The following is a 22,077-nucleotide window of genomic DNA, read 5'->3' on the forward strand; positions in this document are numbered from 1 at the left end:
ACCTCAGCTACCGAAGTTTTCAGGCAGGTCGGCACTGAACCAGCGCTGAGATAGCTCATTCAGGGTGCCATCTTCCAGGCCTTGTGCGATCAGGCGATTCACTTCTTCCATTAACGCTGGCTCGTTTTTATTCATGCCCACGTAGCAGGGTGAATCTTTGAGCTGATAAATCAGCGAGGGCGCACGGTCGCTGTTTCGTTCGGCGATTTCGGCGGCGACTACGTTACCGGTGGCTACGTAATCGACCTGACCGGAAAGAAACGCAGAAATGGTGGTGGCGTTATCTTCAAAGCGCTGCACCGTCGTGGAGTCCGGGGCAATATTGGAAAGCTCCATATCTTCCACGGCGCCACGGGTTACCCCGATGGTTTTATCGGCCAGGCCTTCTGGGCCTTCCACGCTTTCATCTTCATCAGCGCTGAACACGCCTAGAAAGAACGGCGCGTAGGCGTCAGAGAAATCAATTGCCGCTTCTCGCTCCGGGTTCTTACCCAGGCTAGAGATCACCAGGTCCGCCTGGCCGGTCTGTAAGTAAGGGATACGGTTAGCGCTAGTCACGGTAATCAGTTCTAGCTGAACGCCCATTTCGTCAGCGAGGTATTGGGCCATATCAATATCGTAGCCGCGCGGCTGTAGGTCGGTACCTACTGAACCAAACGGTGGGAAATCTTGCGGGACAGCGACCCGGATAGTGCCGCGTGATTCGATATCTTCTAGCGCATCCGCCTGAACGTTTGGGCTAGTGGTAATAGCACCAAGGGCAACGACGGCACTCAGCCCTGTGGCTAAAACACCGGACTGTAGGCGTTTGAATTGGTTAGAGAAAGAGTGATTGAAGCGGTGCGATAGCGATTTCATGGTGTTCTCCTAACAAGGGCAGCCTGGCAAGGGCATGTTGGTCAGTGAATAGCCGTAATGGAATTAGCAAGGGATGCAGAGCGAGTGAAAGCTTTGTTGCATAAAATCTTACAAAGAAACTTTCGTTTCACTTGACCACCTAACAGCAACAGAGATACCAGAAGTGGCTAACGTTTTTTAGAACAGCAACTTAGCGGGCACGCGAAGCCACAACGCAGCGACTGCCGCATTAAGAAGAGGATTTAAAAGGAGGGAAGTGCAATGTATTGGTGCAGTTTTCATCCATCAATAGGACGAGATGCACCATGAAAGGAAGCCCAGCCTACTGGGAGCTCCAATCCACGCTCATGGTAGGCGCTTCCAGCTCACTAAGATCAGCGTAAACATCGCTGATCGCGCTGATTCGCTCTCGACCTTCTGCAAGGCGACGGTGCAGCACGCCGTTGGCAATCAGGCAGATCAGGCTATTGGCGGCAGCGTAGCTATCGAAGGCGGAGAGGCTTTCCAGCGGCGTTTCAAAAAACCACGTTACTTGTGAGGCGAAATTGACCGCGGTGGGGTCAGCCAGTAAGGCTACCTTGGCAGGTGAGCTCTCAAGTGCGTCAATTAGCGAAGCAAATGCCGCTGGGCGGCGGCGAAAACCAAACAGCACCACCATGTCCTGGTCGGTGAGATCGACGATCTCTTCCGCTAACGACTGGTTTGGGTGAGGAACCACTCGCACCTGGGTGCGCGCCTGAATCAGCTGCTGACGAAAATGCAGCGCTAGCGGGTAGCTGTTACGAAAACCGATCACGACCACATGACGCGCGCTATCCAGCCGCTCTACCAGTGCAGCAAATTGATCCGCCGCAATGCCGTTTAAGCAGCGCTGCAGATTATCCTGCTCCCGCTGCAGATGGCGCTGGAACGGCGCCCCGGCCTCTTCCTGCATGGCGTTGGGGTCGATCACCAAAGGCACGCCCAGGTTCCGTAGCTGGCGGGCGTGGTCTTTAACGGTGCGGTAGCTTTCAAACCCCAGCCGCTTGAATAGGCGGCTAACCGTCGATTTGGATACCCCGGTCAAACGCGCCAAATCAGCGGCGCTATACACCGCAAGATCATCAAAGTGATCGAGGATAAAGCTCGCCACCCGCTGCTCCTGGGCAGTTAGCGTGTCAAACTGGGCGGTAATTCGCTGTCCGATATGCGGCGTCATAGCATCCTATTAAACTGCTTAATTAACGAGTTGCAGGGTGGTGCTCTGCCCAGTGACGGGCAATATCAACCCGCCGGGCCACCCACACACGGTCGTGAGTTTCGATGTAATCCAAAAAGCGCTGCAGGGCGCGAAAGCGCCCAGGGCGACCCAATAAACGGCAATGCATGCCCACCGAGAGCATTTTGGGCGCCTCCTCCCCTTCTGCGTAAAGTACATCAAAGGCATCGCGCAGGTAGGTAAAGAAGTGATCCGCCGTATTGAAACCTTGCGGCGCGGCAAAACGCATATCGTTGCTGTCCAGCGTGTAGGGCACAATCAGATGGTTGTGGTCACCGCCCTGACTATCGGTCACCTGCGTCCAGAAAGGCAAGTCGTCGCCGTAGTAGTCGCTATCGTAAAGGAAACCGCCTTCGTCTAGCACTAAGCGCCGGGTATTGGGACTATCGCGACCGGTGTACCAGCCTTGGGGTTTTTCGCCATAGAGGCGTTGAAAAATCTCCATGGCCTGCTGTAGATGCTCGCGCTCAACGTGCTCGGGCACTTCCTGATAGTGAATCCAGCGATAGCCATGGCAAGCAATCTCGTGGCCCAGCTCTTTAAATGCCAGGGCGACATCCGGGTTGCGCTCCAGCGCCATGGCAACGCCAAACACCGTGAGCGGCAAATCGCGTTTTTCAAACTCGCGCAGAATGCGCCATACCCCGGCGCGGGAGCCGTACTCGTAGATCGACTCCATGCTCAAGTGGCGATCCGGATAAGCCGGTGCGCCGATAATTTCCGATAGGAACTGCTCGGAGCCTGAGTCGCCGTGCAACACGCAGTTTTCGCCGCCCTCCTCGTAGTTGAGCACAAACTGAACGGCAATTTTGGCCTTGTTTGGCCAGTTGGCGTGGGGCGGGTTGCGTCCATAACCGATCAAATCGCGGGGATAGTGGCCCTTAGGTGACGACGACATAGCTAGCTCCTTGATTCATACAAACCATTCATACAAGCCCTGGCAGATCACTGGCAAATAGCCGCCCAGCAATACAGAAAAATATTTGTATACAAAATAGCGACATTCATAACCAACCGCAACGCGGTCAACCGCTAATCCCCTGACGCTAATAGCGTTTCTTAGTTTAAAAGGCGTTAAGCCATTGAATCCTGAACAAATGGTCAAGTTTTATCAGCTGCTTTTTTATTGCCGATTGCTCATTAGTCCCTTGCGCCACGTAGAAAACCGCCCTATTTTTGTATACAAGAAATGCCATATTGTTTACACACGGAATAGCTATCGTGCATATACGCATTATTAACCCCAACACAACGTCCTCCATGACCGCTGCTATTCATCAGGCAGCGCAGCAGCAGGCGGGCACTGGCACCACGGTGAGCGCTTCACAGCCGGACGCTGGCCCGGTTTCTATCGAGAGCCATTTCGACGAAGTGATCAGTGCGGTAGGAGTGGCCGAAGAAGTTCTAAAAGGCGAATGCGAAGGCGGCATCGATGCCTATGTGGTGGCCTGTTTTGGTGACCCAGGCCTGCTCGCAGCGCGGGAGCTAACCCGTGCGCCGGTAATCGGCATCGCCGAAGCAGCGTTTCATCTCGCCACACTGGTGAGTACACGCTTTTCAATTGTCACCACCCTGGGCCGCACCGGCATTATCGCCGAGCACCTGCTTCAGCAGTACGGCTTTAGCCACCACTGCCGTCGTATACGTGCCGCTGAAATTCCGGTGTTGGATCTTGAGCACCATCCTGAAGTGGCGTTTACCCGCATCGTCGAAGAGTGCTGCCGCGCCAGGGATGAGGACGGTATCGGCGCCATCGTTTTAGGCTGTGGCGGCATGGCGAATTTGACCCAGGAGATCAGCCGCGAAGTGGGCCTGCCGGTAGTAGAAGGTGTTACCGCCGCGCTGAAACTGGCGGAATCGCTGGTCAGTTTAGGGCTGCATACCAGCAAACACGGCGATCTTGCCTACCCACGGCCAAAGATCTTTACCGGTAAGTTTTCTGAGCTTTCTGATCTTGCGCTACCGCTTAAGTCATAACAGTTCCAAAAAATAATAGTGACTCAACAACATCTAATAACAATAGCTTAAATAGAGTTTTAAAAAGTACGTCCATTAGCACGCCACGCCGCAAGCGTTTCCCGATACCTAATCGGGGATTAATAAAAACCGACAATCTTGCGAGGACGACAACATGAGCGCTTCAACCTCGGCTCTTGCGTCAGAAGAACGATCCGCTGCTGGATCAAAAGCACTGGGGGCAGAAAGCCTGGCCCCTCAACACACCCGAATCATGGGGCGCGGCTCCTACTTCCTGGCTTGGTTCGGTGGCTGCGTTTCCATTGGCACCTTTGCCATGGGCTCAAGCGTAGTCGGCACCCTGAACCTGTTACAAGCCACCCTGGCGATTGCCATCGGCTGCTTTGTGATCGGTATTGCCCTGGCCATTAACGGGGCCGCGGGCTACAAGTATGGCATTCCGTTTATGGTGCAGGCGCGCAGCGCGTTCGGCTTTACGGGCACGCGCTTACCGGGCTTGGTACGCGCAGTGCCAGCGGTAGTGTGGTACGGCTTTCAAAGCTGGATTGGCGCCGGGGCACTCAATATGGTGTCGGCTACCCTGTTCGGCTTCGACAACCTTATCTTCTACTTCATTACCTTCCAGTTTCTGCAAATTGGTCTTTCGGTAATGGGTTTCCAGGGCATCAAGTGGTTAGAGAATATCGGCAGCGCCTTTATCCTCGCCTCGCTGGTGTATATGTTCTACGCCACGGTGCAGCGCTATGGCGATGAGCTTTCCGCCAGCCTGCTGACCATGGAAGGCTCCTGGGGCATGCCGTTCTGGGGCGCGACCATGCTCTTCCTGGGCATCTACAGCACCATGATGCTCAACGTCAGCGACTACTCCCGCGAGCACAAAAAGGGCACGGCTCAAAGCCTGCTGACCACTATCTACGCCATGTCGATTCTACCCTGCACGCTGTTTATGGGCTTGATCGGCTATATGGTCTCCCAGGCCACCGGCACCGCCGACCCTATTCAGGTGTTTGCCAACGCCGTCGACAACACCCCGCTGCTGATGACTACCCTTCTATTCATCGCCTTCGCCCAGGTCACCACCAACGTACTCAACAACGTGGTACCGCCCACCTACGTGCTGATGGACGTATTCAAGATCAAGTTCTCGGTCGCTACGGTGATCGTTGGCTTGCTGGCTTTCGCCACCTTCCCCTGGAAACTGGTTCAGCCGGGCTCCGCTGCGGGCCTGCAGCTATTTGTGCAAACCTACTCTGCCTTCCTAGGCCCGATCTTCGCCATTCTGGTGGTCGATTATTATGTGATTCGCCGCCGCACGCTGGATATCAACAAGCTGTATGACGTTAACGGGCCTTACCAGGGTATTAACTTAGCCGCTTTCATCGCCACGGCAGTGGGCATTGTGGCGGCGCTCTCTTTCTCGGCGATCTCGTGGTACGCCAGCCTGATACCCGCAGGTGTTACCTACTACCTGCTTATGAAGTACTGGGCTCCCTGCCAGCGCTTTAGCCAGTAACTCCCTTTGCCAACCGAAGAGCGAATAAGATGAAAGAGAGTAACGACGTTAGTGACCTGGATATTAAGCATATAGATCCCACGCTCTATAACGAGGATCTCGCCCCGCTTAAGCCCCAGGATCGTAACTGGGGCGCCTTTGAGATATTTAACGTTTGGTCTAACGATATCCAGAGCCTGTTTGGTTACACCCTCGCCGCCTCGCTGTTTTTAACCTACGGCCTGAACGGCTGGGCGGTGATGGCGGCGATTATTCTGGCGGGCGTTATCGTGATGTTTCTGGTCAACCTCACCGGTAAGCCCAGCGTTAAATACGGCATCCCTTTCCCAGTGATGGTACGCGCCAGCATGGGGGTACGCGGCGCAAACCTACCCGCGATGCTGCGCGCCATCGTGGGAATTTTCTGGTATGGCGTGCAGACCTACTTCGCCTCCACCGCCGTCACCCTGCTGATTACGGCCTTTTTTGGCGCAGGCAGCGGCAGCACCTTCCTGGGGCTTTCCGGCGTGGCCTGGGTGTCGTTCGTCATTGTGTGGCTGTTTCAAATCGCGATTTTCTGGCAAGGCATTGAGCGCATTAAGCACTTCCTCAACTGGGCGGGCCCGTTGGTCTACGTGGTGATGTTGGTGCTGATGATCATTGTTTGGTATCAAGCGGGAAGTGAGCTGATTCCTGCCATTGGCACCATTTTCAGCGGTGGCAGTGAAACCAGCGGCAGCTCAATCGCCGCCTTTATGGCGATTGTCGGCACCATGGTGGCGTATTTCGCAGCGGTGGTGATCAACTTCGGCGACTTCACCCGCTTTGTGAAAACCGAACGCCAGATGAAGCTCGGCAACCTGTTGGGCTTGCCGCTCAACGTGGCGTTTTTCTCGTTTATCGCACTGATTATTACCGCTGGCACTCTAGTGCTGTTTGGCGAGGCGCTGACCAACCCCGCCGATATCGTCGAGCGTGTAGATTCGCTGCCGCTGACGATTATCGCCGCACTAACCTTCTTTGCCGCCACGGTAGGTATCAACCTGGTCGCCAACTTCATTCCCCCCGCCTACGACCTTGCCAACCTGTTTCCCAGCAAAATCAGCTTCAAGATGGGCGGCCTGATTACCGCAGTGATTGCGTTCTTTGTCGGCGCGCTATGGCTTTCGGTCATCAGCCAGATTGGCGTTCCCGGCTTTGTAAATGCGCTAGGGGCCATCGTCGCGCCCTTCTACGGCATTATCGTAGTCGATTACTACCTGATTAAGCGTCAGCACCTGAACATGCAGGAGCTCTTCTCATCAGCGCCGGGTAGCGCTTACTACTATGTGAACGGCTGGAACACTCGTGCGCTTATCGCCTTTGGCGGGGCGGCGCTGTTCTCGCTTTCTACCGTGTTGGTACCCGCGCTATCGAGCCTAGGTGGTTACGGCTGGCTGATTGGTGCAGGCTTGGGTGGGCTGTTCTACTATGGGTTGATGAGGCAGTTTAAGGCTGAGCCTGTATTGGCTCAACAGTAGACAAACGGGTCGTAACTAGCTGATTAGAAACTCATACAAGCGCCATCGGTTTTGCCGATGGCGCTTTTTGATATTTCATGAAACACGTTATGTGGGCATAGCATCACAACCTACCCAAGTCGGAATTAACCGCTAACCATGTCTCTGACTTTGCGCAGGCCCTCGTGGGTTAACTTGTACTTCTTTCTGGCTTGCTGAGAGCTGCCAGACTTCCTAGTTTGCATTGCACAAGCCGGTTTTCTTCCAATCAAACTTGTCATGGCAGTTGTTATATTACCTACTCCGTGCCCAAGGTGCTTAAGCTCTTTGTTCACACGGCCTGCGTCAAAATCGTTCTGACCTTGCACCGATTGAAACCAGTAGCCGACAACGAGTGCTTTTTCCGGGTCATTAGTCGGTCTAGCCGCAGCGTACAGGTCCGATATTTCGTTGAACTCCAATGGCTCGTCTTTCTCGTCAGTTTCGTCCTCAACAATGCCCGACTCGCCCGTTTTTTCGTAGTTGGAGTCACCAAGGCTGGTTGCCTTCACCTCTACTCCGAACCTGTCGGCAGCCCAACGCAAGACCCGGCCACATGATGCCTCGTCCAAAGGAGTCAAGGCCTCGGCGAGGCTTCTCATAGCTTCAATTTCGAGAAGTGGGTCGGTCGTGTTGTCATTCATGACGTTGAGACTCCAATATTTTGACATTTATTATGCAGTTTAAACATGAGCTCATGTATGTCAACATGCACCTAACAACATCATGTCTTATTTAGTTTGCAGGGGAAAAACGTTGCTCAATAAGATCGCATTGAAAGAAATCGTGGCTAACCCTGAAATAGATAAGAAAGACAAAGCGCTAGCATGCCTTGCCTACGATGCACATGCTCCCAAACAAGTGAAAGCTGTTAAGGAAATTGCCGCCTCGGTTGGACTAAAGGGGGCAAAAAAAATAAATTTTTCATCAATATTAGCCCGCCATACTGGAAAAACTATCCGTAGCCCTGAGGGTTGGGAACTAACATCCGATGGCCGTGCGTACGTAAAGCAATTAGGTGGCGGCCCTACCGTGCAATTATCCAGCAGTTTAAGAACTCTGGCTTCCAAAATTAGCTCAAAAAATACTCAAGCGTTCGTCGAAGAAGCTATCGAGTGCTTTGAGGCACATAACTATAGAGCAGCGGTCGTGCTTTCATGGGTCGGAGCGGTATCGGTGCTATATGACCATGTAGTTAGCAATTATTTGTCTGAATTCAATGCTGCCGCGTTGAAACAGGATCCGAAGTGGAAGCCTGCTAAAACTAAAGATGACCTGGCAAGAATGAAGGAAGCTAATTTCTTGGTGATATGTGAATCCGCTTCAATTATTGGCAAAAGCGTAAAGCAAGAGTTAGAGGGTTGCTTAACCTTCAGGAATGGCTGCGGGCACCCAAACAGCCTGAGAATCGGAGAAAATCGCGTATCCGGCCACATCGAGACTCTAGTTTTTAATGTGTACTCTGTATTTTGAAACAGCGAACATATGAACTCGCGGCAATTCACGGCTGATGGCCGCCAGCCACTCTCTCCATTGCCGCTTCTATACCATTCCCCAACCACACTTGCCTTGTGGCGTTTACATTTCCGTCCTCTCTTCACCTCTTGACCACTATAATCCAATGGATTACTCTTAAGTCTATGCAGACCATTGTCGAACTCCCTGAATTTATCAAGCGAGCGTCAAGCCTCCTCAAGGATGAGGAGAAGATGAGTATTGTTAACTACTTAGCTTTTCATCCTCAGGCCGGGGACATCGTGCAAGGCACAGGAGGTATTAGGAAGCTTCGCTGGTCGGCGCAAGGTAAGGGCAAAAGTGGTGGGGTAAGGGTTATCTACTACTATCACAATGGAAGCGTACCGCTGTTCCTTTTGACCGTTTTCGGCAAGGGCGAGAAAGCGAATATCTCAAAGTCTGAACGTAATGAACTGAGCAAGCTTACCAACCTGTTGCTTGAAAGATATGGTGATTAATATGAGTAGCGCATTTACAAGTATCAAGCAGGGCCTGGATGAGGCAATTGAATACTCCAACGGTCGGGTTGAAAAAGCGATCGTGCATGAATTCGGGCCAGTAGAGGTCAAGAAGATACGTTCCAAGTTGGGGATGTCCCAGAATGAGTTTGCCTCAGCCTTTGGAATCAGCGTTAGTACACTGCGCCATTGGGAGCGTGGTGACCGAGCGCCTCACGGCCCCGCTCTAGTGCTATTGAACGTCGTATCTAAAGAGCCTCAAGCCGTATTGAAGGCTCTTAGCGCGTGAGATAAAAATGCTAACGAGGCTGTAGAAAAAACCGATTTCGAGCCGTTTCCACCGCCTGTTGTCCTTATTTATTTACCCAGCCGGTCATCTGGCTGAGTAATCTTAATATCGGCATTTAGCCACTTTAGCGCCCAACTAAAGCTTGTTGAAGACGGCCTTTTGCTCTTAAAAAGCAACTTACTCCGCTCTAAGCCCTTCATGACGCGGCCATGTGGCCGTAATTCGCCAACTTTTCAATNTTGATCACCACCATGGCGTTCTGATCGTAGTTATAAGCCTTGAAGCGCGGCATGCTGACCACTCCTCGTCTGTTTTCTCGATCCTACCAAAACTTAGCCGTCAGCGGGGTTTTTCTACAGGCTCAACGCCCGCCATCACCGGTGACAAAACCATAGCGAAGCGGAGGGTTTGGCATCCGGTGCATGGTCTGGTTATAAGCCAATGTATCGAAAGGCCACATCGGCTTCAGTATAATCTCGAATCGATTGAGAGCTAGAAATACGGTTTCCGACTGAGACAAAGTTGTAGCCCAGTGCTTCAGATGCTTTCTGATCCCAAGGCCCGTCTCCAAAATAGGTTATAGCGTCATAGTAGTCGTTACCCGCGCGCCTTTCGGCCAATCGCATAATCTCTATTCTGCTGTAGTGATCTGAGGACGAGGCCAGTGGTATAGATGGAAAGCTGAGACCTGCAGCAGCAAGCTTCATTCTCGCGGATTCACTCCAGCCACCAGTGGCAAACGCGACCGCGATATTCTGACGTCCAGCGAGCTGCGACAAAAACTCATAGGCTCCGGAGATCGACGATACATCGTGACAAGAGATATAATCCGCTACTCGACACACGAACCGTTTTTTAACTTCCTCTGTGATTCGCTCGCTGTCACTTTGAAGACCCAATTCTTCAATCACCTCGGTGAGAATTCCAGAATCGGTCACGTGATGATAGCGGCTCCAGTCGGGGCCAATAGTCACACCCAATACATCCTTGGCAGCTGCTTGAAAGCATTCCGTATCGAAATCGTATGACTCGACCAGCGTTCCGTCTATGTCGAATAAAACTAGGTGCACAACCTACCCCTTGGCTTATAACGCCGCAATCACGCGCATTGCTTTGTTAGCATCTCCTTGCTTCATACACTGAGACGCTGAATGATTCTTGGGACATCACAATATTCTTTATACCAAACAGGATCAACACCAATAGCTCTAAGGCGCTTGGTTTAACTTATAACGTATTCTTCATTCTCCACTTTCATAAGAGCATAGTGCCAATTCCAAACGCCAGCTTCTCTTGCCTTTTTCAATAATCTAATGATATTCGGGTCTGTCATTGACATTCCCACGAATAACACAGTTTTTGCCATCAACATAGACAGCTGAATCAAGTTAGTTAAGCAGTAATGTTGATGATATAGATCCTCGTAGTCTGACTTAGACAAGATGATTTTGCTTCTCTGCTGCTCGTCCTTTGAGTCAAAGCGGCCTAAATATCCATGTGGGTGAAATATCGTTACATGGTCGTTATTAAGGTTAAATTTCTCGCCATTCAAGACCACTCTGTGTTGAATACATTCGGATTGATAAATTTCTTCCATAACGTCGTCAAAATTGAAGCAAACCATGCTTCTTACGTCTGACTTTGCTATAGCTAAAGCGCTTTCGCTTATTTCTAGTCCGTCTCTATACAAACAGTCCGCCACAACGGAGTTAAAGCTCTCTGCAAAGACAGCTCGAGCCATATTAGCCACATCATCGTCATCAGCGTAGTGAGCTTCTCGAGCATCAGCAACTTCATGTAAGGAAGTTAGTAGGCCTCCCCAATCTGGTAACCCACAACTCACCGATATACCTGCTCCCAAAAAGATTGAAAGCTTACCTTTTCGATTTAGTCCCTTTAAATGTGGAGCTTGCTTCTCGATTGTGTAGGGCTGGATTCTTCTTTTCTTTTTCTTTGATTTTCTCACATGGCCTCAAGTCAGATAATTTCTAACGAGGCTGTAGAAAAAACCGATTTCGAGCCGTTTCCACCGCCTGTTGTCCTTATTTATTTACCCAGCCGGTCATCTGGCTGAGTAATCTTAATATCGGCATTTAGCCACTTTAGCGCCCAACTGTCCTCTTAGTTTCTCCCGCTTCTCGCCCAATTCTTTGAACGTACCCGACCACTCCTTAGAGGCATCGGAGGACATCTTGCAGCCGTCAATGGCAAAGAGTTCGTTACCCAGCAAGCCTTGTTCATGGCACACCAGCAGCACTTGTTCGAACAGCGCTTCAATCTCATCGGCATGCCGACTGACGAAGCTTGCCAGTGTGGTGAAGTGGGGCACGGTATCGCAGGAAAGGGCTTTGAAAATAATATTGGTCTCGCAGCTCCACTGCATCTCGCGACTGGAGGTGATGCCTTTTGAGTAAGCAAACAGGGTAATCTTAAGCAGGATGGCCGGATCATAGGCCAGCCGACCGGTCGCATCGTTGCGGTACTTGGGATGGAAAACGGATAAGTCGAGCTTGTGCTCGATCAGGTAATGCACTGCGTGCTCAAAGGTGCCGGGCTGGAGTTGATCTTGGTAGTTGATCACCACCATGGCATTTTGATCGTGGTTATAAGCCTTGAAGCGCGGCATGCTGACCACTCCTCGTCTGTTTTCTCGATCCTACCAAAACTTAGCCGTCAGCGGGTTTTTTCTACAGGCTCAACGCTGCGCGCAACGGCGGCTGCGCCTCCATTGCAAGGGCACCGTTGTGCGCAGTGTTAAATTTTCGATCGAGCTTTAGTGATGAAAATTGAGACCGTAGAAAAAGCAGATCACCTTAAGCTGCTAGAAATCTGGGAAGCCTCGGTCAGAGCAACCCATGATTTTCTAGCTGAAGAAGATTTACAAGAGTTAAAGCCGTTAATCTTGGAGCAGTATTTTGACGCCATTGATTTAAGGTGCGCTAAAAATGGTCATGGTGAAATCCGAGGGTTCTGCGGCGTTCATGACGGTAATATTGAGATGTTGTTCATTGCACCAGATGCGCGCGGAAAAGGCGTTGGTGCCATGTTAGCTGTCAATGCTATTGATGAGCAGGGAGCGTCAAAGGTCGACGTCAATGAACAGAATGTTCAGGCGCTTGGTTTTTACCAGTATATTGGCTTTAAAGTGACAGGTCGCTCACCGGTCGATGGGCAGGGTAAAGCCTATCCACTGTTGCATATGGCGCTATAAAAAATTTAACAAGGCCAGCCACGGCGACGTCTTGTTCGTTGCGGCTTCGCCTTCACTACAAAGCAGCGCGTGCTGGCCACAATAAGAGGAGCATTGATTCAGGAGGTGGGTAAGTATGATAATGTCATACCTCTCCCATGTTTGGAGCATCAGCCATGAGCATGCACCGGAAAACCATCACGCTGACTGAACAGCAAAACGGCTGGGTGAAAGCCCAGATTGAAAGCGGCCACTTTGGCAACGATAGTGAATACATTCGCGATCTCATCCGAAGGGATCAGCAGGCCAAGCAACGTCTTTCCATGCTAAGGCAAGCCCTCGTTGAGGGTGAGTCAAGCGGGAACCCGAACCCCCTGGATATATCGGCTATCAAGGCGGCTGGCCGTAAGCGGATCAAGGCGGTTGATTAGTGCTTGAATTGAATGTCACGCCAAAGGCGGAATCTGATCTCATTGGAATTTGGGTGTATACCTGTGAGGAATGGGGCGTTGATCAGGCGGATAATTACCTGGATCGGCTTGAGACCGGCATGAAACGGCTGATTGATCATCCATCACTTGGCGCGAACTACGACCATGTTTTTTCTGGTTATCGCAGATTACAGGTCGAGCACCACGCTGTTTTTTATCAACTGCATGACTCGGAAGTGCTCGTTGTTCGTGTGCTTCACGAGGACATGGATGCACCGGAAAGGCTTCTGGAGTAGGGGGCGCTATATTTTCGGCGCAGCTTCAAGGTCTCCATCAAGCCCCGTTCCGTTGCCGCCCAACAAGCTGCAGCTTAAAGCCGCCACACTCAACCCCCAAATATCTGCTGCAAATCCGGCACGTTCTCTTCCTCTTCAACCATGGAGAGCGATGCTTCGATGGCTTTTAGGTGGCGACTCATAAAGGCTTTGGCGCGATCGCCGTTGCCTGCTTCCAGGTAGCCGATCAGGTCGTCGTGATCGTGGGATTCACAGCCCAGATGGCCGCGGTGGCCGTAGACGGCGAGTATCAGTGAAGAACGCGAACAGAGACGTTCAACAAACTCTGCCAGGGTGGCGTTGCCTGAGAGCTGCGCTAAACGCACATGGAAGTCGGCCGATAATCGAATAGCCACGCTCTGCTGGCCGCTGCGCAGGGCCTGGCGTTCCTGTCGGGCCATTTCGCGCAATTCTGCTGCTTCTTTTTCGCTCATTCGCCGAGCTACGTCGGGCATTAATCCGCACTCGATTAACTGGCGGGCATCGAACACGTCTTTGGCTTCATCGGCGGTGGGCCGGGTAACACTGGCGCCACGGCGCGGTGTTAGCGTGACTAACTGCTCCAGCGCCAGGCGCTGCAGGATTTTACGAATACCGGTGCGACTAATGCCAAAGACTTCCGCCAGCGCATCTTCGCGCAACCGTGCGCCGGGCTTTAAACGCTGCTCGACAATGGCATCGCTCACGGAGCGATAAATGGCGTCGTGGCGTTCATCGCCCTCTTTGCTATTTTTCGTTTCTTTAGCAGGAGCGCGCCGTTTTTCCGGCGCCTGCGCATCACTCATAGCTATCCTCTCTGATCATTCCTCCCAAGCGGCAATCATATCGCGCTCTTCATCGCTCATGTTGGTCATATTGCCTAACGGCATATAGCGGCTGGTCACGACCTGCTGAATTTGTGCCTTTTGCCCGAGGATTTCATCCCAGCTATCGAAAGCAATCCCCGCGGGCGGTGCTGAAAAACCAGCATGCTCAGGGTTGCGAGCATGACACTGAACACAGTGCTGCTCAATCAAACCGGTGATTTGCGCCTGATCCGGCCCTTGCGCGCCTTCATTTCCACTAGGCGACGATGAACTTGGTGCGGCCACCCAAAACGCTAACAGAATAAGCCCTACCCCAACGGCGGGATACGCTGGCTGGGTTTTGCCTGCATGCATCAATACAAAGAATTGACGGATTAAAGCACCGGCAAAGATAAACAGCACCATCACGACCCAGGCAAGCTCGTGGGAGTAGATAAAGGAGTAGTGATTACTCACCATCAACAACACGACCGGTAGCGTGAAATAGGTGTTATGCACCGAGCGCTGCTTGCCGCGTTTGCCATCCAAAGGATTGGGGGCATCGCCTGCCTTCATGGCTTTTACCATGCGGCGCTGGCCGGGAATAATCCAGAAGAAGACGTTGGCTGACATTGCCGTCGCCATCACCGCACCTGTAAGCAGAAAGGCAGCACGGCCGGTGAACATCTGCGTGCTGAGGTAGGCAACGACCACCATCATTACAGCAACAGCGACACTGAGCAGGCCGTCGCGATCCATATTGGGGCTAATGCGCTTACACAGCTCGTTATAAACGACCCAGCCGCCCAGCAAAAATGCCAGCGCCAGCACGTTGGCCTGCCAGCCCGTCATGTTGGCTGCCCACTCCCAGGGACTATTGGGGTTTACCAGATAGAAGCCTGGATTGACCATGTAGAGAATCACAAACAGCGCAAAGCCGGAAAGCCAGGTGGTGTAAGCTTTCCAGAATGACCAGTGCAGATCATTGGGTAACTTGGCAGGTGCGGTAGCGTACTTCTGGTTGTGGTAAAAACCACCACCATGCACCGACCACATTTCGCCAAACACACCCTTCTGGCGGTCTTCCTCAGCTTTCGGTGTGCGCAGGCTATTATCCAGCATTACAAAATAGATCGACTCGCCGATCCAGGCGATGGCCGCAATCACATGCACCCAGCGCAGCAGCAAATTAACAAAATCGATTAGATACGCTTGCATAACGGAAGTCCCTTATCAGCTACCGCGGTAAGTTGAGTAGCCATAAGGCGAGAGAAGTAGCGGCACATGGTAGTGCTGGCTGGCATCCGCAACGCCAAAGCGCAGCGGGATAACATCTAGAAAGCGCGGCTCGGCCGCTTCAACGCCTTGGGCACGCAGGTAGTCACCGGCATGGAACACCAGTTCGTACTCGCCTGGCGTGAGCGCATCACCTTCTAAAATGGGCGCATCGCAACGCCCGTCACTGTTGGTGATCACGGTACTCAGATGCTGGCGCTCACTGCCGGCAAGGCGAAACACCTCAATGGTAATCTCCTGACCGGGCTGACCTTTGGCGGTATCCAGTACGTGGGTGGTTAAACGTCCCATAGCCGCTCCTTGTTGATTATTGATGACGTTACTTGACCTATTGGTCAAAGAGTACCGTTACTGATATTTATTGTATACAGTAATTCCAACCCTGCACGTTTAGATCCACGTTTGCTTTGAATCACGTATGTTGTAAAAAACTACACCGCTTAGGAGAGTTCCAGTGCCCACACCGCAACCGTTACTGCTTTCACCCGCGCCTAGCAAGTGCAGCCTTGAAATGCTGACTCATCACTATGGGGATGTTTATGAGCACTCCCCCTGGGTGGCTGAAGCTGCCTGGCAGCACGGCCTGACTGAAGCCCATGATACACCCGACGCACTGGCCGAGCTGATGGGGCTTATGTTGCAGCAGGCGAGCAACGAACATCAAATTAAGGTGATTCAGGCGCACCCTGACCTGGCAGGCAAAGCCGCTATGGCAGGTGAATTAACCCAAGACTCAACCAGCGAACAAGCAGGTGCGGGGCTTGATCAGTGCAGCCCTGAGGAGTTTGCGCGCTTTGAATACCTTAATGTGGCGTACAAGGAGAAGTTTGGCTTTCCGTTTGTGATTGCCGTTAAAGGGCTGGATCGACATGCCATATTAGCAGCCTTCGAGGAGCGCCTGAACAACGATGCGGCTACCGAGCGCCAAACGGCGATTGAGCAAATTATTCGCATTGCGCGCTTTCGGTTAAGGGCGCGGGCCGAGCAATAAAACGAAGCGTTGAAGACTATTCGTTGACCGGGCTATTGCATTTATTTCTTGTATACACGTTTATTAGCTAATGGATGCAAGAAGAAAACAATGTCACCCACAGCGAATAAAGGCTCTCTATGTCCACACCGCCCGATGCCAAAACGCGGCCTTCGCGTACCATTAATCAAAACCCCGATGCGATGCCGCCGTTATCAAAAGCGATCCCGCTAGGCCTCCAGCACATCATGGCCATGTTCGCTGGCAACGTGACACCGCCGATTATTATTGCTGGTGTGATCGGCGCTAACCCGGCGGAACAGATCTTTTTAATTCAGGTGGCATTGTTTGTTGCGGGGGTATCCACGCTGGTACAAACCATCGGCATCGGCCCGATAGGCGCACGCCTACCGATTGTGCAGGGCACTAGCTTTGGCTTCTTGCCGGTGGCGCTACCGCTGGCGAAAGCGTTTGGCCTGCCCGCCGTTCTGGGCGCTTCCTTTGTAGCAGGGCTGCTGCAAATTGTGCTCGGCGCGTTTTTAAAGAAGATTCGCCACTGGTTCTCTCCAGTAGTCACCGGCATTGTGGTGCTATTGATCGGGATTACATTGATGCCGGTCGGCCTCAATTACGCCGCGGGCGGTGTGGGGGCGGATGACTTTGCATCACCCAGCAACTTGTTGCTGGCGCTCTTTGTACTCAGCATGACGATTGCCGTTCATCAATATGGGCGGGGCTTTATCAAAGCGTCCTCTATTCTATTTGGCTTATTGGCTGGCTACATAGTAGCCATTGCCCTTGGAATAGTTGATTTTACGTCACTGAGTAACGCTGCCTGGTTTGCATTCCCCAAGCCGCTGGAATACGGCATGACGTTTTCAGGCACCGCAATCATTGGCATGACGCTGATTATGTTCGTGGTCGGGTTAGAAACGATCGGCAATATCTCTGCAATTACGACCACAGGGGCTGGCCGCCCGGCGCAGGATCGCGAGCTTTCCGGCGGAGTGATGGCCGATGGTGTAGCCACTTCCTTGGCAGCGGTTTTCAATACCCTGCCCAACACCGCTTACGCTCAAAATGTTGGTTTGATTACCCTCACCGGCGTGGTGAGTCGCCACGTGGTTACCATCGGTGGGTTGCTATTAATCGCCATGGGCCTATTTCCCAAGCTGGGAGGACTGGTGGCCGCCATGCCGCCTGCGGTTCTTGGCGGTGCGGGCGTCGTCATGATCGCATCGGCGGGTCTTAAAATTATCAAAGAGTGCGAGCTGGATCAGCGCAACATGCTGATAATTGCCGTCTCGCTAAGCCTGGGTATCGGTCTGCCAGCCGTCGAGGAGATTTCAGAAACCATGCCGGGGCAGCTAGGGCTGCTGCTTAAGTCGGGCTTAGTGCCTGCCGCCCTCGCCGCTTTATTACTAGACGCCATTTTACCAGGCAAACCTGACAGACGTGCCAAACTGGCCAAGGCCGAAGCGGAGTATCAAAACCGTTAATCATGCGCTGATGAGCGGGTGCAAATAAAAACGCCGCACCCTCGGGGCGCGGCGTTTTAAAGCGGTGGTACAGTTAAATTACTGCTTGGCGGTCTCTACCGCTTTCTTAGTGGTCTCTTCTGCCATGTTTTGGCTGTCTTGAGCGAAGCTTTGGCCGATGGAAGTTACTTTTTCCGTGTCGCCCTTCACTCGTTCCATAAATTCGCCAGCCGTTTTTTGCTGGGTTTCCATGGCTTTTTTGAAGCTGTCGGGGTCTTTGACATCAAGCCAAGTGCGCGCTTGCGCAATCGCCATGTCCGAGTAGGCACGGGCTGCATCTAACTGTGCACTCACCAGCTGATCATAGTAATCGAGCGCTGTCAGCGTGTAAGAACGCATCGGTGAAACAAAAACGGAATCAAACTGCTGCGTGGTTTTCTCAGTCGCTTTGTTCATAATAGTACCTCCAAGAGTGAGCTAGCACATAAACACGCCTTGATTAGGCGGTTCTTAGCCAGGCTTTTGCCTCTGCTGTCCTTAAAGCTAGCAGTGCTTTTTGTGCAGCGCAACATGATTTTTCCTCATGCTGCGCCTGCTCACTCACAAATAGTTAGAACGGCTGACAGCAGCCTGCTACTAGCGGTTACCGAACAAGTGCTTACGCGCCTGCTCATCCATTTCCACGCCGGCTTGGGGATTGACGTCTTCGACCAATGCATAAGCTCGGCGTACGGCCGGGCGTGCTTTGATCATGTCAAACCAGCGCTCCAAGTCAGGAAATTCTTCCAAGGTTTGACGCTGTTTTTCCCAGGGAACAATCCAGGGATAGATCGCCATGTCAGCAATCGAGTAGTCATCGCCACCGACATAAGTGTGATGCGCCAGGCGTTGGTCTAGCACGCTATAAAGCCGATTGGTTTCGCGCACGTAGCGCTCAATGGCGTAATCGATCTTTTGCGGCGCATAGTGGCAAAAGTGATGGTTTTGGCCTGCCATGGGCCCTAGCCCACCCATTTGCCAGTGCAACCACTGCAATACGATATAGCGCTCGCGGCCTGCAGAGGGTAAGAAGAGGCCACTCTTATCGGCCAGGTACTCGAGGATAGCGCCCGACTCAAACATCGATAGCGGCTGGCCACCATCCTGCGGGGAGTGATCGACAATGGCAGGAATTCGGTTATTGGGGGCGATAGTGAGAAATTCAGGATCAAACTGCTCGCCTCGGCCAATGTTAATCGGCTTCACTCGGTACGCCAGATTGGCTTCTTCGAGCATGATGGAGATTTTATGGCCGTTAGGTGTTGTCCAATAATACAGGTCAATCATTGCCATCTCCTTGATGAAAACCTTGATTCACTCGCAATGAGCCACCAAGCTTTCAAAATTTATCGGGCGGTACCTTAGCGTACCGCCCTATTAGTCATATCGCGCCGTTGGCGTTATATATCGCGTACGGTCAGGGCATTACTGGCAGCCCCATTGTGCACGTTGAGCATACGCTTGAACCACTCATCCACCGGGTCGCCAGGCTCTACTACCGCCTGTGTCGATACAACGTGAGCCCACATCATACTGCCAAACAGCAGGTAATCTGAGCCGCTGGGTGCGTCACCGTCTAAAAAAGCGCTCTCCCGCAGCAGGTCACGTACCGGTGCCAGCGCCTGCTTGAGCTGCTGCTTACCCTGCTCGGGCTGATGGAACTCTTCCAGCGTGCAACCAAACCGCGCTTCGCGTGTTTCGCGGAAATAGCTACGGTCGTCTGGGTGGACGGCTGCAAATAAATCCATGGCGATAATGCGGAATAGCGCAGGGTTTACGCTGCGCTCAACAAAGTATTTGAACAGTAATACCCGCTGATAGCTGACGCCCTCACCCAACACGGGTACCTCGGGATACGCCTTATCCAGGTAGCGCATAATCTCGAAACTGTCGGTAACGACCTGATCACCGTCGCACAGCACCGGTACTTTGTCGTAGTCGGCAAACGCCAGCGCTTTCTTATCGAGGAATCGCCACGCTACGAAGGTGAATTCCAGCCCTTTGTGGGCGAGTGCCATACGTACGCGCCAGCAGTAAGGTGAGAAGCGGAGCCGTTCGTCCCGGCCGCACAGATCATAAAGAGTCATTGCCACTGCCATAACCTCCGTGTGGTTGATCATAGTGAGTACACAGCATTTCAGCCGATAACAATGAGCGTAAGCCAACTACGACGCAACTAGCGAGTTCTGTACTCATCCTTTCGCTGGCAACTGTACTGTCTATTAGTCTAATGACTCAGCGCCTTTAGACTTACCCCCGACTACCAAAAAACCATTTAAAAACATATATATAAGAAAATAAAAGCCGTGCAACACCAGCTATCAAACAAGCACTTAAGTGGTAAGACCAATTTTCCAATGTAGTCATATGATTAGCCTAATCGTATCTTTCACCTACACCCGACTGGCGGTACGACTGCCAGACGGTTATTGCGGAGCATACCAAATCAATAACAAGGGGCAGTTCCTTCCATGAATGAAACGATACTTGCACTTCTGGCCTTCCTGCCGCTGTTGCTGGCCGGTATTTTGCTCATAGGGTTTAAAATACCTGCCAAGATAGCGATGCCGATTGTTTTCCTGACCGCGGCCATCATTGGCTTAACCGCTTGGGATATGTCCTTTAGCCGCGTGGCGGCGTCGACCATTCAAGGCCTGATTCAAACTGCGGGTCTCCTATGGATCATCTTTGGCGCCATACTGCTGCTTAATACGCTTAAGCACTCCGGCGGTATTACGGCTATCCGTAATGGTTTTTCAGGCATTAGCCCCGACCGCCGCGTACAGGCGTTGATTGTTGCCTGGCTGTTCGGCTGTTTTATCGAAGGGGCCTCAGGCTTCGGTACGCCCGCCGCGGTAGCTGCACCGCTAATGGTCGCTCTTGGCTTCCCGGCGCTTGCTGCTGTGGTCGTGGGTATGATGATTCAATCAACGCCGGTCTCGTTTGGCGCGGTGGGCACGCCTATTGTGGTCGGCGTGGGCAGCGGCCTGGATCGTGCAGGTATTAGCGCCGAACTCGACTCGGTAGGCTCCAGCTGGGATGTGTTCTTCCAGCTAGTCACCAGCGAAGTGGCGATTACTCACGGTATCGTGGGCATTTTGATGCCGCTAATTCTCGTCACGGTGATGGTGCGCTTCTTCGGTGCCAACCGCTCCTGGAAAGAGGGGCTATCGATTACCCCTTTCGCCATTTTTACCGGCGTTTGCTTCGTGGTGCCTTACATGCTGGTAGGCGTACTACTGGGCCCTGAGTTCCCGTCAATGATCGGTGCCATGGTCGGCTTGGCGATTGTGGTACCTGCCGCCAAACGTGGTTTCCTGTTGCCTAAAGACACCTGGGACTTCCCCGAGTCTTCCTCTTGGCCAGACGAGTGGATCGGCAACCTGCAAATCAAACTTGATGACGTTGTCGGCAGAGCGCCAATGTCCACCTTTAAAGGCTGGGTACCCTATGTACTTCTCGCTCTGTTCCTGGTGGCCTCTCGCACCATCGAGCCGCTGCGTAACGCCCTGACCTCCATTAACCTCAGTTGGAACAATATCCTTGGTGAAGCGGGTGTCAGTGGTGGTGTTCAGCCGCTCTACCTGCCGGGCGGTATTATTATTGCCGTGGTGATTGCCACTTACTTCTTACATCGCATGAACCCGCAAAAGATTAGCGCGGCGGTGTCTGAATCAACCAAAACGATTTTTGGTGCTGGCTTCGTGTTGATCTTTACCGTGCCAATGGTGCGCATCCTGATCAACTCTGGCGTTAACGGTGCGGACCTTGTCTCAATGCCGGTGATGATGGCCCAGGCGGTGGCCAGTAGCGTAGGCGGCATTTACCCCTTCTTTGCCCCAGCGGTAGGAGCGCTGGGCGCCTTTATTGCAGGTTCCAACACGGTATCCAATCTAATGCTGGCGGAGTTCCAGTTTAGTGTTGCTGAAACCCTGGGCCTCTCTACGGCCATGATGGTAGCGCTGCAGGCCGTGGGTGCGGCGGCAGGTAATATGATTGCCATCCATAACGTGGTTGCGGCGTCAGCAACGGTCGGGCTGTTAGGCCGTGAAGGCGCCACGCTGCGTAAGACGATTCTGCCCACCATCTACTACCTCATCTTTGCCGGTACCATCGCACTGATTGCGTTCTACGTTATTGGCGTCACGGACCCATTGATGTGATGTAG

24 protein-coding genes and 1 pseudogene are annotated in these 22,077 nt (G+C 52.5%); 12 read left to right on the forward strand and 13 right to left on the reverse strand.

All coding sequences use genetic code 11. From position 1 onward, the window contains the following. Positions 1 to 3: 3 nt before the first annotated feature. The 3 genes from YERSI8AC_RS18220 to puuE form a co-directional block, all read right to left on the reverse strand. On the reverse strand, positions 4 to 858 hold the full coding sequence (locus YERSI8AC_RS18220) for a transporter substrate-binding domain-containing protein (RefSeq protein WP_159177263.1): 855 nt from the start codon (positions 856 to 858) through the stop codon (positions 4 to 6). Positions 859 to 1,180: 322 nt separating this feature from the next. Continuing rightward, positions 1,181 to 2,056: a MurR/RpiR family transcriptional regulator gene (locus tag YERSI8AC_RS18225; RefSeq protein WP_159177264.1), complete on the reverse strand. Its 876-nt coding sequence runs from the start codon at positions 2,054 to 2,056 to the stop codon at positions 1,181 to 1,183. Positions 2,057 to 2,078: 22 nt separating this feature from the next. Continuing rightward, complete coding sequence (gene puuE, locus YERSI8AC_RS18230; protein WP_009287395.1) at positions 2,079 to 3,014, reverse strand: allantoinase PuuE; 936 nt, start codon at positions 3,012 to 3,014, stop codon at positions 2,079 to 2,081. A gap of 323 nt (positions 3,015 to 3,337) precedes the next feature. On the opposite strand from puuE, the gene YERSI8AC_RS18235 reads away from it, so the two are divergent. The 3 genes from YERSI8AC_RS18235 (at position 3,338) to YERSI8AC_RS18245 (ending at position 7,105) form a co-directional block, all read left to right on the forward strand. Beyond that, positions 3,338 to 4,093 carry an aspartate/glutamate racemase family protein gene (locus tag YERSI8AC_RS18235; protein ID WP_039859410.1) on the forward strand — a complete coding sequence of 252 codons (756 nt, stop codon included), beginning with the start codon at positions 3,338 to 3,340 and terminating at the stop codon, positions 4,091 to 4,093. 154 nt (positions 4,094 to 4,247) lie between these two features. Beyond that, a complete protein-coding gene (locus tag YERSI8AC_RS18240) occupies positions 4,248 to 5,606 on the forward strand; it encodes an NCS1 family transporter (protein ID WP_159177265.1) in 1,359 nt (452 codons plus the stop codon). Between the two features lie 29 nt (positions 5,607 to 5,635). After that, on the forward strand, positions 5,636 to 7,105 hold the full coding sequence (locus YERSI8AC_RS18245; RefSeq protein WP_159177266.1) for an NCS1 family nucleobase:cation symporter-1: 1,470 nt from the start codon (positions 5,636 to 5,638) through the stop codon (positions 7,103 to 7,105). Positions 7,106 to 7,230: 125 nt separating this feature from the next. Here YERSI8AC_RS18245 and YERSI8AC_RS18250 read toward each other — a convergent pair whose 3' ends face one another. Beyond that, positions 7,231 to 7,767: a hypothetical protein gene (locus YERSI8AC_RS18250; RefSeq protein WP_159177267.1), complete on the reverse strand. Its 537-nt coding sequence runs from the start codon at positions 7,765 to 7,767 to the stop codon at positions 7,231 to 7,233. A 112-nt stretch (positions 7,768 to 7,879) separates the two neighbouring features. On the opposite strand from YERSI8AC_RS18250, the gene YERSI8AC_RS18255 reads away from it, so the two are divergent. The 3 genes from YERSI8AC_RS18255 (at position 7,880) to nadS (ending at position 9,385) form a co-directional block, all read left to right on the forward strand. Continuing rightward, positions 7,880 to 8,596: a hypothetical protein gene (locus YERSI8AC_RS18255; protein WP_159177268.1), complete on the forward strand. Its 717-nt coding sequence runs from the start codon at positions 7,880 to 7,882 to the stop codon at positions 8,594 to 8,596. Between the two features lie 167 nt (positions 8,597 to 8,763). Then, on the forward strand, positions 8,764 to 9,096 hold the full coding sequence (locus YERSI8AC_RS18260) for a type II toxin-antitoxin system RelE/ParE family toxin (protein WP_022522251.1): 333 nt from the start codon (positions 8,764 to 8,766) through the stop codon (positions 9,094 to 9,096). Between the two features lies 1 nt (position 9,097). After that, a complete protein-coding gene (gene nadS, locus YERSI8AC_RS18265; protein ID WP_159177269.1) occupies positions 9,098 to 9,385 on the forward strand; it encodes a NadS family protein in 288 nt (95 codons plus the stop codon). Between the two features lie 431 nt (positions 9,386 to 9,816). On the opposite strand, the gene YERSI8AC_RS18270 is transcribed toward nadS, so the two are convergent. From YERSI8AC_RS18270 to YERSI8AC_RS18280, 3 genes and pseudogenes are all read right to left on the reverse strand, one after another. Next, on the reverse strand, positions 9,817 to 10,455 hold the full coding sequence (locus YERSI8AC_RS18270; RefSeq protein ID WP_159177270.1) for an HAD family hydrolase: 639 nt from the start codon (positions 10,453 to 10,455) through the stop codon (positions 9,817 to 9,819). Between the two features lie 152 nt (positions 10,456 to 10,607). After that, a complete protein-coding gene (locus YERSI8AC_RS18275; protein WP_159177271.1) occupies positions 10,608 to 11,351 on the reverse strand; it encodes an SIR2 family protein in 744 nt (247 codons plus the stop codon). Between the two features lie 153 nt (positions 11,352 to 11,504). Then, a pseudogene (locus YERSI8AC_RS18280) lies at positions 11,505 to 12,011 on the reverse strand (transposase); the annotation flags it as partial. Positions 12,012 to 12,164: 153 nt separating this feature from the next. Between YERSI8AC_RS18280 and YERSI8AC_RS18285 the strand changes: the two are divergent. The 3 genes from YERSI8AC_RS18285 (at position 12,165) to YERSI8AC_RS18295 (ending at position 13,302) form a co-directional block, all read left to right on the forward strand. Beyond that, positions 12,165 to 12,596 carry an acetyltransferase gene (locus tag YERSI8AC_RS18285; RefSeq protein WP_159177272.1) on the forward strand — a complete coding sequence of 144 codons (432 nt, stop codon included), beginning with the start codon at positions 12,165 to 12,167 and terminating at the stop codon, positions 12,594 to 12,596. Positions 12,597 to 12,751: 155 nt separating this feature from the next. Further along, the gene (locus YERSI8AC_RS18290) at positions 12,752 to 13,006 is read left to right on the forward strand and encodes a type II toxin-antitoxin system ParD family antitoxin (RefSeq protein ID WP_159177273.1); all 255 of its coding nucleotides are present in this window, start codon (positions 12,752 to 12,754) and stop codon (positions 13,004 to 13,006) included. Beyond that, entirely contained in the window at positions 13,006 to 13,302 is a 297-nt protein-coding gene (locus YERSI8AC_RS18295) for a type II toxin-antitoxin system RelE/ParE family toxin (RefSeq protein WP_022522246.1), read from the forward strand. The genes YERSI8AC_RS18290 and YERSI8AC_RS18295 overlap by 1 nt, the downstream gene beginning before the upstream one ends. An 89-nt stretch (positions 13,303 to 13,391) precedes the next feature. Here the strand turns inward: YERSI8AC_RS18295 and YERSI8AC_RS18300 are convergent, their stop codons facing one another. Genes YERSI8AC_RS18300 through uraH form a run of 3 tightly spaced genes read right to left on the reverse strand, consistent with a single transcriptional unit; the run spans position 13,392 to position 15,713 of the window. Beyond that, entirely contained in the window at positions 13,392 to 14,126 is a 735-nt protein-coding gene (locus YERSI8AC_RS18300) for a GntR family transcriptional regulator (protein WP_159177274.1), read from the reverse strand. Positions 14,127 to 14,141: 15 nt separating this feature from the next. Continuing rightward, positions 14,142 to 15,344, reverse strand: a complete 1,203-nt coding sequence (locus tag YERSI8AC_RS18305) for a urate hydroxylase PuuD (protein WP_159177275.1) — start codon at positions 15,342 to 15,344, stop codon at positions 14,142 to 14,144. Between the two features lie 15 nt (positions 15,345 to 15,359). Continuing rightward, on the reverse strand, positions 15,360 to 15,713 hold the full coding sequence (gene uraH / locus YERSI8AC_RS18310; protein ID WP_022522243.1) for a hydroxyisourate hydrolase: 354 nt from the start codon (positions 15,711 to 15,713) through the stop codon (positions 15,360 to 15,362). Between the two features lie 163 nt (positions 15,714 to 15,876). Here uraH and uraD point away from each other — a divergent pair, with 163 nt between their 5' ends. Further along, positions 15,877 to 16,413, forward strand: coding sequence for a 2-oxo-4-hydroxy-4-carboxy-5-ureidoimidazoline decarboxylase (gene uraD, locus YERSI8AC_RS18315; RefSeq protein ID WP_022522242.1), 537 nt, complete (start codon positions 15,877 to 15,879; stop codon positions 16,411 to 16,413). A gap of 119 nt (positions 16,414 to 16,532) precedes the next feature. Then, positions 16,533 to 17,891, forward strand: a complete 1,359-nt coding sequence (locus YERSI8AC_RS18320; RefSeq protein ID WP_159177276.1) for a uracil-xanthine permease family protein — start codon at positions 16,533 to 16,535, stop codon at positions 17,889 to 17,891. A gap of 78 nt (positions 17,892 to 17,969) precedes the next feature. Here YERSI8AC_RS18320 and YERSI8AC_RS18325 read toward each other — a convergent pair whose 3' ends face one another. The 3 genes from YERSI8AC_RS18325 to YERSI8AC_RS18335 all read right to left on the reverse strand — a co-directional run bounded on the left by YERSI8AC_RS18325 (position 17,970) and on the right by YERSI8AC_RS18335 (position 20,002). Then, complete coding sequence (locus YERSI8AC_RS18325) at positions 17,970 to 18,326, reverse strand: phasin family protein (protein WP_022522240.1); 357 nt, start codon at positions 18,324 to 18,326, stop codon at positions 17,970 to 17,972. 180 nt (positions 18,327 to 18,506) lie between these two features. After that, the gene (locus YERSI8AC_RS18330) at positions 18,507 to 19,196 is read right to left on the reverse strand and encodes a glutathione binding-like protein (RefSeq protein ID WP_022522239.1); all 690 of its coding nucleotides are present in this window, start codon (positions 19,194 to 19,196) and stop codon (positions 18,507 to 18,509) included. Between the two features lie 113 nt (positions 19,197 to 19,309). Then, positions 19,310 to 20,002, reverse strand: coding sequence for a glutathione S-transferase family protein (locus YERSI8AC_RS18335; protein WP_159177277.1), 693 nt, complete (start codon positions 20,000 to 20,002; stop codon positions 19,310 to 19,312). 378 nt (positions 20,003 to 20,380) lie between these two features. Between YERSI8AC_RS18335 and YERSI8AC_RS18340 the strand changes: the two genes are divergently transcribed. Beyond that, positions 20,381 to 22,072: an L-lactate permease gene (locus YERSI8AC_RS18340; RefSeq protein ID WP_022522237.1), complete on the forward strand. Its 1,692-nt coding sequence runs from the start codon at positions 20,381 to 20,383 to the stop codon at positions 22,070 to 22,072. Positions 22,073 to 22,077: the final 5 nt, after the last annotated feature.

The sequence above is a fragment of the Halomonas sp. 113 genome (assembly GCF_904067645.1).
Taxonomy (GTDB): Bacteria; Pseudomonadota; Gammaproteobacteria; order Pseudomonadales; family Halomonadaceae; genus Vreelandella; species Vreelandella titanicae.